This window comes from Bradyrhizobium oropedii (assembly GCF_020889685.1).
GTDB lineage: Bacteria > Pseudomonadota > Alphaproteobacteria > Rhizobiales > Xanthobacteraceae > Bradyrhizobium > Bradyrhizobium oropedii.
Genome location: NZ_JACMYO010000252.1, coordinates 1 through 9,965, shown reverse-complemented (window position 1 = coordinate 9,965; position 9,965 = coordinate 1). Strand labels below are relative to the sequence as shown.

The window sequence follows — 9,965 nt, the reverse complement described above, 5'->3', positions numbered from 1 at the left end:
TCTGCGCGACCTCGGCCGGGGTCGGCGCGCGCTCGCGCGCGCGGTCGGGCGCCGAGAAGTCGGTGTCGAAGAGGAATTTTGCGGGTGCGGCCATCAGTACACCAGCTCGTCGTCGGCGCGGTTCTTGGTCAGCGTGATCTCGCCCCGTGCGGCGAGGTCCTTGGCGAGGTTGACCAGCAGCGCCTGCGCCTCGTCGACGTCGCGCAACCGGACCGGGCCCATCGCTGCCATGTCGTCCATCAGCATCTTGCCGGCGCGGGAGGACATGTTGCCGAGGAAGAAGCTGCGCACCTCTTCGTTGGCGCTCTTCAGCGCGACGCCGAGCTTGTCCTTGTCGATGTTGCGCATCAGGGTCTGGGCCGAGGCGGAATCGAGCTTGATCAGGTCGTCGAAGGTGAACATCAGCGCCTTGATGCGCTCGGCGGATTCGCGGTTTTCCTCTTCCAGCGAGGTGATGAAGCGGGTCTCGGTCTGGCGGTCGAAATTGTTGAAGATCTCGGCCATCACCTCATGGGCGTCGCGGCGGCGGGTCTGCGACAGGTTCGACATGAACTCGGTGCGCAGCGTCTGTTCGACGCGCTCGATCACTTCCTTCTGCACCGCCTCCATCCGCAGCATGCGGCCGACCACGTCGAGCGCGATGTCCTCGGGCAGGATCGCCAGCACGCGCGCGGCGTGCTCCGGCTTCAATTTCGACAGCACCACGGCGATGGTCTGCGGGTATTCGTTCTTGAGGTAGTTGGCGAGCACCTCTTCCTGCACGTTGGAGAGCTTCTCCCACATGTTGCGCCCGGCCGGCCCGCGGATCTCGTCCATGATGCCGGTGACGCGCTCGGCCGGCAGGTATTGCTGAAGCAGCCGTTCGGTGGCGTCGAAATTGCCCATCAGCGCGCCGGACGCCGACATCCGCGACACGAATTCCAGCATCAGGTCCTCGACCACGTCGGCCTCGACGGTGCCGAGCGTCGACATATGGACCGACAGCTCGCGGACCTCCTCGTCGTCGAGCATCGACCAGATCTTGCCGCCATACTGCTCGCCGAGCGCGAGCATCAGGATCGCCGCGCGCTTCGGGCCCGGCAGCGGCTTGCCCTTGGGCCGGGCGCTTTGCCGGTTCGCCAGCGTCGAGAGGACGGTGGCGATGTCGTTGGCGTTGGTGGTCTGGGGTACGGCGGCCATGTCAGTTCTCTACCGGCTCGCTCAGCCATTGACGGACGATGGAGACGGTTTCGTTCGGATTGCGTTCGGCGAGCTCGCCGACCCGGTGCACGGCCTGGGCGTGGACCTGGCCCTGGATCTGGGCGACGTCGATCAATTGCGCCGCGCCGTTGCCGCTCGGGATCAGTGCCTGGCCGGGCGTGCCGGCGCTCTCTGCATGGGCTTCGGCGAGCGCCGGCAGGCCCGCACCGCCGCCCAGCGCTGGAATCACGTCGGCCGCAACGATGCGCTTGACCAGCGGGCGGACCACCATGAACAGCACGACCAGGCCGAGCATCATCATGACGCCGAGCTCGATGACGTACATCACGTCATCCTTGGTGAATTGCAGCATGCCGAGCAGGCCGGTGGGCTCGGTGATCGGTTGTGCGGTCGGCGGTTCGGCGAAGCGGAGGTTGACGACCTCGACCTGGTCGCCGCGCTTCTGGTCGAACCCGATCGCGGAGCGGACCAGGGCGGCGATGCGGTCGATCTGCTCCTTGGTGCGGTCCTGGTAGACCATCTCGCCTTTTTCGTTCTTGGAATAGGCGCCGTCGACCAGCACTGCGACCGAGATGCGGTTGACGCGGCCGGCCTCGGTCACCTCGGTCTTGGTGGTGCGGGAAATCTCGTAATTGTTGGTTTCCTCGCTCTTCTTGCTCTGGTCGCGGGCGCGGGCGGCGTTGTCCTGGTTCTGGTTGCCCGGCAGCTCGTTGTTGACGGTGACCTGGCCGGAATTGTCGGCGGTGAGGCTGGATTCCTCGCGGGTCTGGGTCGAGCGCAGCACCCGGCCCTCGGGGTCGAACTTGTCCGAGGTCTGGGTGATCTTGTTGTAGTCGAAGTCGGCGGAGAGCTGGACGCGGGCGCGGCCGGCGCCGACCACCGAGGAGACGATGTCCTCGACCTGCTTGCGCATCCGCTTCTCGAAGGCGGCGCGGCGCTCGTCGCCGACCGCGGCGTCGGCGTCGGACTGGGCGCCGTCGGCGAGCAGCTGGCCCGCCTCGTCGACGATCGAGACCCGCTGCGGCTTCAGCCCGTTGACCGCGGAGGCGACGACGTGGCGGATCGCCCGGATCTGCTGGGCCTCCAGCGTGCCGCGCACCCGCAGCACGATCGAGGCCGACGGCTCCGGCGTCTCGCGCGAGAACAGCGGCTTTTCCGGCAGCACGAGGTGGACGCGCGCGGCCTGGACGCGGTCGATGGCGCGGATGGTACGGGCGAGCTCGCCCTCCAGCGCCCGCAAGTGATTGATGTTCTGAACGAAGCTCGTGGTGCCCAAGGCGTCCGATTTGTCGAAGATCTCGTAGCCGACGCCGCCGCCCTTGGGCATGCCGCCCTCGGCGAGCTTCATCCGAAGCCGCGTCACCTTGTCCTTCGGCACCATGATCGCGGCGCCGTCGCTGCGCAGCTCGAACGGGATCGCCTGGCGCTCCAGCTCCTTGATGATTCCAGAGGAATCCTCGGTCGACAGGTCGGTGAAGAGGGTGGTCATCTGCGGCGTGGTGACGCGCATGATGACGAACGCGAAGAAACCGATCAGGGCCGCGGTGACCGCAACCATGGCCGCAAGGCGGGCCGCACCAAGACCTCGCAGGAAAGCAACCAGACTTTGCACCAACGGCCCCCAGGGATTCGGCCCACGCGGGTCCGACTGGGCAAATATTGCCTAGGGTATGGTTTCCATATGGTTAACGAAGGTTAAGAACCGCGGCAAAAACGCGGACATGAAAAAAACCGGCTTCGCAAAGCGAGGCCGGTTTTCGTCAAATGCACCTTTTCAGGCGGAACTTACTGCCGGTACTGCTGGATACGTGTGGTGCGCAGTCCGGCCAGGCCATGCTGGTCGATCGAGAACTGCCAGGAAAGGAATTCGTCGACGGTCAACGTGTAGCGGCTGCAGGCCTCCTCAAGGGAGAGCAGGCCGCCGCGAACCGCAGCGACAACTTCGGCCTTGCGGCGGATGACCCACCGTTTGGTACCGGGGGCCGGCAAATCCGCAATCGTTAACGGGCTGCCGTCAGGCCCGATGACGTATTTCACCCTCGGGCGATGGGGTTCTGTCATGGCGTACTCACAAACTCTCAACCACTGAACTCGCAGGAGGTAACCTACGCCCACCGGTTTAAAATTTGCCTAAGCCCAAGCGTTCAATACGAATCTCGTTGGAACGGCCGGGAACAGCGGGCCGGCGAGGGACCGAATTGTCCGCCGGATGCCGCTTTGTCGCCGTTTCGTCAGGCTGCGGAGCAAGCGGCACCCCTCTCCCTAGCCCTCCCCCGCAAGGCGGGAGGGAACCCATTCGCCGGTGCGTCCCTCACCTCCATCGCATGCGCATCGGTTGTGCGACGTGGGGTGAGCACACTGGTCAGGCTCCCTCCCCCCCTTGCGGGACCTGGAGGGGGAGGGTTGGGGAGAGGGGTAAGCCCTGAGCGGAATCATCGATCTGAAGCTCGCTTCCGCAATCGCGGTTGCACGCCACGCAGCGTGAACGATCGTCGGTATGTCCGTCCGTTCACCGATCCTTGATCGTCACTTCGGCACCGCGCGTAACCCCGCGCGGTTGCGTGCGTAGGAGAGGGTGTCCGCTCACCGCAGGTGCGCGCTTCTCCAATCCCTCGCTCCGAGCCTTGATCATGATGATGAACAGACGCACTTTCTCGACCGCTTTGCTGGCCGGCGCTGCAGCGTCACTGGCGTCCTCGCGCGGCATGGCCGCAACCGCGCCGCCGGTGAAGGCGCGCAATGTCGTGCTGGTGCATGGCCTGTTCGCCGACGGCTCCTGCTGGTCCGAGGTCATACCGCGCCTGCAGGCGGCCGGGCTCAATGTGACGGCCGTGCAAAATCCGCTGACCACGCTGCCGGATGCGGTCGCCTCGGCGCAGCGTGTGCTCGATCGTCAGGACGGTCCGACCGTTCTGGTCGGCCATTCCTTCTCCGGAATGATCGTCACCGAGGCCGGCGTGCATCCGAATGTTTCGGCGCTGGTCTATGTCGCCGCGCGCGCGCCCGGTGCTGAGGAAGACTACTCCGCGCTGGCGAAAACCTATCCGACGCCGCCGGCCAGCGCCGGCATCGTGTTCGATGGCGACGAGGGCTGGCTGAGCGAAGCGGCGTTCCTGCGCGATTTCGCCGGCGACCTGCCGGAAGCGAAGGCAAAGGTGCTCTATGCGGTGCAGCAGCCGTTCCACAAGCAACTGCTCACCGGCAGGACCAGCCACGCGGCCTGGCGCAGCAAACCGAGCTACTACGCCGTCTCGACCGAAGACCGCACCATCAATCCGGATCTCGAACGCTTCATGGCGAAGCGGATGGGCGCTACCACGATCGAGGTGAAGGCCAGCCACCTCGCGCTGATCTCGCAGCCCGAGCCGATCGCGCGGCTGATCCTCGATGCAGCGGGACGGCCTGAGTAAGCGTCGGCTTCTCCGTGCGTCGCTAACGCAACGGCCCCGGAATCTCCGCCACGATTCAAATTTTCATCAAGGGCGGTACGTTGATCGCATGTGGACGGCTGTCAGCTGTGGCGCAAGCGCGGCCCTGCCTGCGCAATCCCCGCCTTTCCAGCCTGTAACGGCGGCGGACATGTCTCGATCGACTGCGTCCGCCGCGGGCTTGCGCCTGGTGCTGAGCGCGTTCAGGAACGCCGCAACGACGATCATCATCAAGATGCCGGCAAGACTGAACGCGATCTGCATCGAAGGCCGGTTCGAGATGTCGAACAGATCAAATTGACTGACGAGCACCAGCAGGACACCGAGGCAATAGATCGGCAGCGAATTCTCGCCGCAACACCGCGCGCCGCGCAGCAGCGGCGTCGACAACCCCCGCCAGCCCTTGGGAACGAGCCATGATGCGACGACTGCTAGAGCCAGAAAATGCAGCAGCCGCAACGGGCTCAGATTCGATTTGTCCAATGGAAAGACGTGATCGGCCCAGGTCTGCGGCATCAGCGGGATGGCATGGCCGAGCGCAAGGGCCAAGCCGAACGCCAGATAGAGAGCGGCAAGAACCAGCACGGCGCGCGATGACATCCATCGCCGGATCTTTTCACCTTCGATCACGTACCATGCACCCAGCACGACCAGAACCTGCCATGCCAGCGGATTGAAGAACCAGACGCCCTCGGGCCAGGCAGGAACGCGCAAGCCGAAGACATGCACCAGCGCATAGAGCAACAACGAAAGGCCGAGCGTCAGGCTTGGTGCTCGCAGCAGCAGCCACAGCAGCGGTGCGAACAGTACGTGACAGATCACAAAGACCGGCAAGACGTCGGTATTGACGGGGCGGTATTGCATGATTGCGGCGTGCGCAAGCGTCGCGCCGGGACGTTCGAACAGAACCCGCGTATTGCTCTCGTCGGCAAGGTCGTTGCCGGCGATGTAGATGAGGACGGCGCAAGCGAGCGTAAGCAGGAGGAACGCGGCATAGATGTCCCATCCCCGCCGCAGCGAGCGGCCGATCATGCCCTTCCAGCCGTCACGCTGCTGCGTTCTGCCGTAGGCAAGCGCGCAGGTCACGCCCGAGATGAACATGAATATTTCGGCGGCGTCGCAGAAGCCGTAGTTGTGCAGTGTCAGCCAGCTTCCGACGTTATTGGGAATGTGGTCGAGAAAGATCCACCACAGCGCGATCCCGCGACAGACGTCGATGCGCGGATCGCGGCCAGTCGATCTGAACTCCGGCGGAGTTTCGCCGATCAATCGCTTCGAGGTGTGGGTTCGATCATGCATCTGTCGATCTGTCTGGCGTGCGTACGCGTGCCGGACCAGCCTCCGACCAACCAATAGGACTGCGCGCTCGAGTTATCCGGTGGTTGTGGCTTCTTCCGTCGTCCAGCCGCGGTCGTGGGGACCAGAAGGATCAGCGTCCTCCGATGGCGCGTGCAGGATTTCGCCGATGACCGGTATCGAAAGCTGCTTTCGCATTTCGGCGAGGCGGGCACGACAGTACTCGTGATAAAGCATGTCGAATATGGTGGACATGATCGAACGCCTTCTTGATCACTGAGGTTGACTTCCCACGTGACAGATTTCGACCATTTCAACCGGCGGCCAAAAACCAACAGTGCCGCAGGCACTTTGTGTCCGACGAATTCTGCTAGCGATTTGGCTAGAGCAGGGAAATAAAATTGATATCAGCAATCTTTCAAAGTGGTCTGCCCGCGGCTCCATGAAACTGGGTTAGTTGCGAACAGGGTCGTAAGGCTGATTTCCGCTTGCGCGCCGCCTGGGATGTCCAATGAATCCGACGGCGGCAATTCTAGATAGAGACGTCGCGATCATTTCCTCTTAAGGAGAAAATATGAGCCGCGACTTTCACGATCAGTATAAACGTAATATTCTGACCGACACGTGAACCAGTTCACATCAGCATCGATCACAGGTGAATGAGACTAGCAGATCGATGACTTGGCTTCTTGGACTTGCGCGCACGGATCGAGAGCAGGGCGGTGCGTGAAATGCAGACATTTATTATGGTGTGCCGCAGCATTTCAGTCTGATGTTCTGTGAAGGCTGGAGGTCCCCATGCCTACGGACGCAGCCCATTCCGCATCGTATCGATTTTCGACGCGCGATCTTCCGGAGCGCATTCGCATCCCCGCATGGCGTGAGCACTTTGGGCGATGCGTCGTGCATGCCGATATCGAGCCTCTATCGGATATTCCGCTCCAGGCCGATGCGTCCCTGCAAGCGGTTCAGGGCTTGCGTACGCTGGCGCTGAAGGGCACGTCGATGCGTTTCATGCGTTTGCAGGCGGACCTTGCCGATGGCGATGATTCCGTCGGCGTCATCTTCTGCGCTCCGGGCAGAAGCCAGCTATCGCAGCGTGGCCGGGACGTTGAGCTTCGCGCCGGCGATGCAATCGCAATTCTGCATTCGGAGCCCGCGCGCGTTACTTATGTCGATGGGTTGCAGTTCGGCCTGGCGGTGCCGCGCGAGGCGCTTGAGCAGCGTGTAGCGAATGTCGAAAGCCTGGTCATGCGGCCGATCGGGCATCGCACGGAAGCGTTCCGCCTCTTCGCGGTGTATCTGAGGTCGGTGCTCAAGGCGCGAGCACTGACCGTCCCAAGGCTTCGTCATACGGTCGTGACCCACATCCATGATCTCGTTGCGCTCGCAATCGGCGAGTGCCCTGCCTTGGGTGAGAGCAGCGCGAGCGCCGTCGTGGCCGCACGTCACGACGCAGCACTCGACTACATCACCATCCACTTTCAGGAGCCCGGGCTCAGCGTTCAGACGGTCGCACGGTGCCAGGGCATCTCGCCTCGCTATCTGCAGCGCCTGATGGCGTCATCGGGAACATCGTTCACCGAGCGATTGAACGAGTTGCGTCTCCAGCGGGCGCTCGAGCTGCTGACCGAGTCTCACGCCGGCCGTCAGCGGATTTCCGATATCGCGCTGGCGGTCGGCTTCTCGGATGTTTCGCATTTCAACCGCTTGTTCCGAACTCGTTTCGGCGATTCTCCGCGCGGCGTTCGGCTTGCTCGAAAGGCGGCTCACTGAGCTGCGCCGCCTCGATCGAAACGTGTGCAATGCGATGGCGCGCGCAGCAAGCGGTTGCGTAGCGCAGGCTGGTACCGGCCGCGCCGGTTGCGCGGCGGGCAATGATCGGGCGCATCGATCGCCCCGCGCACCAGGCACTCCGCCTTATCGCTGCGAATCCATCTGAGTCAGATGGCGCAACTGATTGCAGCAATTTGTCGAGTCCGTCGGGGCGCGCAGCAATTGGGATGACCGCGGCCCGAGCGTGACCGCAAATTGGGTCGCATCGATCCCGCTGCCAGTCGTCCAATGATCCGGCTGCGTGCTTATTCGCCGACGGCCGGCGGCAGCCGCTCCTGGAGCGCTGCGATCTCGAGCATGACAGTGATGGCGATGGTCTTGAGGCGAGCGTTCTCGGCCATCGTCTCGGCGAGCTGCGGGCGAGTGACCGCCGCATGCTGTGGAGAGTTCTGGGCGGGTCAGGTTCACTGGCGGGCTCTTGCCGGTCGTAATGGCTTGCGGCGTCGGCTGCCGCGAAGGTTCAAGGCGGAATTTCGGGGTCAAAGTGCGGAACCGAAGATTGCGCCCGCTAGCTTACAGCCAGCTTACATGTCGCAATTTATTTCTGGATGTGTCTGGCGACGTCGATTTCGGAAGGTCCCCCAGGGCGAGGCGGGCGCTCTTGTGCAAACACGAGCCCTGGCACGACCCGGCCCGACAACGCCCTCGGTTGCGCAATCGCGTACCGGCACAACCAAAAATCGTCATTGTTGTGCGATGGCGGAACGACGAGTCCCGTTCACAACACCAGCCGTCGGGTATGGGTCCCTGCTTTCGCAGGGACGACGGTTGGAGGGAGCGCGGCCTGTGCTTGGCTATCCGGGTGGCGAAGGTGTGCGATCTGTCGAGCTGGCGGCGTAACTTAGCTGCTGCTGCCGCTGGTCGCGCCGCGCACCACGCGCTTGATCTTGTCGGTGGTGTAGGTCTGGCCGCCGATCGAGAGCAGCGGCGGGGAGGCGGTGAGGTCGACGGAGTCGACGACGCCCTGAATCTCGGTCGAGATGGCGAGGTCGTTGCCCTTGGAATCCTTGCCGGTGGCGGTCAGCGTGTAGGTGCCGGCCGGCCATTGCGTGCCGTCATTGCCCTTGCCGTCCCAGACGAAGCTGGCGTTGCCTTGCTTCAGGTTGAAATTGCCGGAATAGGCGGTCTGGCCGGTCGCGCTCGTGATCGTGATGGTGGCGCTGGTGGCTTGCGGAGACACCAGATTCCAGGTTGCGGACTTGTTGAACTGGGTCTTGCTGCCGTCGACGGCCACGGTGTTGCCGACGTAGACCAGCGCCTGGGTCGACTGCGCGCTCTTCTCGATCGCGATCAACTGCTTCAGCTGATCGTTCGATTTCAGCTGCTGCTCGACGCCGGCGAACTGCACGAGCTGCTGGGTGAACTGGTTGGTGTCGAGCGGGTCGAGCGGGTTCTGGTGCTGCAACTGCGTGGTCAAGAGCGTCAGGAAGGTCTGGAAATTGTCGGCGATGCCCTGCGACGAGGTGGTCAGGCCGCTGCCGGTGCTGCTGCTTCCGGAGCTCGTTCCGCTGCTGGTGCCCGGTGCTGAGACGACGGGCGTCGGCATGGTTGCATCGACTGCCATGGTGAACTCCTTACACTCTGATATCGACGCCGCCGAGGGCGCCGGTTGCGCGGCCGTAGGAGCGGCCTGCCGCCGCTGCGGGAACGCTGTCCTCTTCGGCAACGATCAAACGATGGGCGTTCGGATTGGACTGGCCGTTGTTGTTCTGCCCCGACTGCGACTGATCGCGCAGGCTGAACTGCAATCCGCCATTGCCGGTCGAGAGGCCGGCATTGTCGAGCGCGCGCTGCAGCTGATTGGCGTCCTGGCGCAGCATCGACAGCGTCTCCGGACGTTCGACGGTGAGATGCGAGGTCACCTGGCCGTTGCGATCGACATCGATGCGGACGTCGATGCGGCCGAGCTCGGCGGGGTCGAGGCGAATCTCGAAGCGGCTCTTGCCGCTCTTGGCGGAGGCTGCGATCTGCATCGCAAGTCCGCTGAGCGGCACCGCGGCGTTTTGCGCGGCGTTGGTCACGGTCAATTGCGCGGTCGCAGACGGCGTCGTCTGGGTCGCCAATTGGGCCTGGAATGTCGTTGCCGTCTGCGCGCTCGGATCGGGTGTCGCGAGCTGAGCCTGCGCAGCCGCGTGGCCGCCGACCGTCGGCGTCGGCGCGGCGTTGCCGTCGCCATTCGCATCGGCCTTGATGGCATCGGCTGCA

Annotated in this window: 9 protein-coding genes and 1 pseudogene; 2 read left to right on the top strand and 8 right to left on the bottom strand. The window is 63.7% G+C overall.

The window, feature by feature from the left end; translation table 11 throughout:
* The 4 genes and pseudogenes from fliH to sciP form a co-directional block, all read right to left on the bottom strand.
* Positions 1 to 94, bottom strand: a pseudogene (gene fliH, locus H8A95_RS38880) (FliH/SctL family protein); the annotation flags it as partial.
* Positions 94 to 1,179 carry a flagellar motor switch protein FliG gene (fliG, locus tag H8A95_RS38875; RefSeq protein ID WP_021077001.1) on the bottom strand — a complete coding sequence of 362 codons (1,086 nt, stop codon included), beginning with the start codon at positions 1,177 to 1,179 and terminating at the stop codon, positions 94 to 96. The gene fliG and the pseudogene fliH, both read right to left, overlap by 1 nt.
* A gap of 1 nt (position 1,180) precedes the next feature.
* Positions 1,181 to 2,812, bottom strand: coding sequence for a flagellar basal-body MS-ring/collar protein FliF (fliF, locus tag H8A95_RS38870; protein ID WP_229187863.1), 1,632 nt, complete (start codon positions 2,810 to 2,812; stop codon positions 1,181 to 1,183).
* A 173-nt stretch (positions 2,813 to 2,985) separates the two neighbouring features.
* The gene (gene sciP, locus H8A95_RS38865; protein ID WP_002714638.1) at positions 2,986 to 3,261 is read right to left on the bottom strand and encodes a CtrA inhibitor SciP; all 276 of its coding nucleotides are present in this window, start codon (positions 3,259 to 3,261) and stop codon (positions 2,986 to 2,988) included.
* 569 nt (positions 3,262 to 3,830) lie between these two features.
* Here sciP and H8A95_RS38860 point away from each other — a divergent pair.
* On the top strand, positions 3,831 to 4,610 hold the full coding sequence (locus H8A95_RS38860; protein WP_229187862.1) for an alpha/beta fold hydrolase: 780 nt from the start codon (positions 3,831 to 3,833) through the stop codon (positions 4,608 to 4,610).
* Positions 4,611 to 4,676: 66 nt separating this feature from the next.
* Here the strand turns inward: H8A95_RS38860 and H8A95_RS38855 are convergent, their stop codons facing one another.
* Together H8A95_RS38855 and H8A95_RS38850 are read right to left on the bottom strand one after the other, a co-directional pair.
* Complete coding sequence (locus tag H8A95_RS38855; protein ID WP_229187861.1) at positions 4,677 to 5,927, bottom strand: OpgC family protein; 1,251 nt, start codon at positions 5,925 to 5,927, stop codon at positions 4,677 to 4,679.
* 72 nt (positions 5,928 to 5,999) lie between these two features.
* Positions 6,000 to 6,179: a hypothetical protein gene (locus H8A95_RS38850; protein WP_229187860.1), complete on the bottom strand. Its 180-nt coding sequence runs from the start codon at positions 6,177 to 6,179 to the stop codon at positions 6,000 to 6,002.
* 543 nt (positions 6,180 to 6,722) lie between these two features.
* Here H8A95_RS38850 and H8A95_RS38845 point away from each other — a divergent pair.
* Positions 6,723 to 7,700 carry a helix-turn-helix transcriptional regulator gene (locus H8A95_RS38845; RefSeq protein ID WP_233287373.1) on the top strand — a complete coding sequence of 326 codons (978 nt, stop codon included), beginning with the start codon at positions 6,723 to 6,725 and terminating at the stop codon, positions 7,698 to 7,700.
* Between the two features lie 901 nt (positions 7,701 to 8,601).
* Here the strand turns inward: H8A95_RS38845 and H8A95_RS38840 are convergent.
* A complete protein-coding gene (locus tag H8A95_RS38840; RefSeq protein ID WP_229187858.1) occupies positions 8,602 to 9,324 on the bottom strand; it encodes a flagellar hook assembly protein FlgD in 723 nt (240 codons plus the stop codon).
* Positions 9,325 to 9,334: 10 nt separating this feature from the next.
* Positions 9,335 to 9,965: flagellar hook-length control protein FliK (locus H8A95_RS38835; RefSeq protein ID WP_229187857.1), on the bottom strand; the 631-nt coding region annotated here is incomplete at its 5' end.

Coding starts and splice junctions, on each gene's coding strand:
- H8A95_RS38845 (WP_233287373.1), top strand. CDS start 6,723: ATGCCTACGGACGCAGCCCATTCCGCATCGTATCGATTTTCGACGCGC.
- fliG (WP_021077001.1), bottom strand. CDS start 1,179: ATGGCCGCCGTACCCCAGACCACCAACGCCAACGACATCGCCACCGTC.
- H8A95_RS38855 (WP_229187861.1), bottom strand. CDS start 5,927: ATGCATGATCGAACCCACACCTCGAAGCGATTGATCGGCGAAACTCCG.
- H8A95_RS38860 (WP_229187862.1), top strand. CDS start 3,831: ATGATGATGAACAGACGCACTTTCTCGACCGCTTTGCTGGCCGGCGCT.
- H8A95_RS38850 (WP_229187860.1), bottom strand. CDS start 6,179: ATGTCCACCATATTCGACATGCTTTATCACGAGTACTGTCGTGCCCGC.
- H8A95_RS38840 (WP_229187858.1), bottom strand. CDS start 9,324: ATGGCAGTCGATGCAACCATGCCGACGCCCGTCGTCTCAGCACCGGGC.
- sciP (WP_002714638.1), bottom strand. CDS start 3,261: ATGACAGAACCCCATCGCCCGAGGGTGAAATACGTCATCGGGCCTGAC.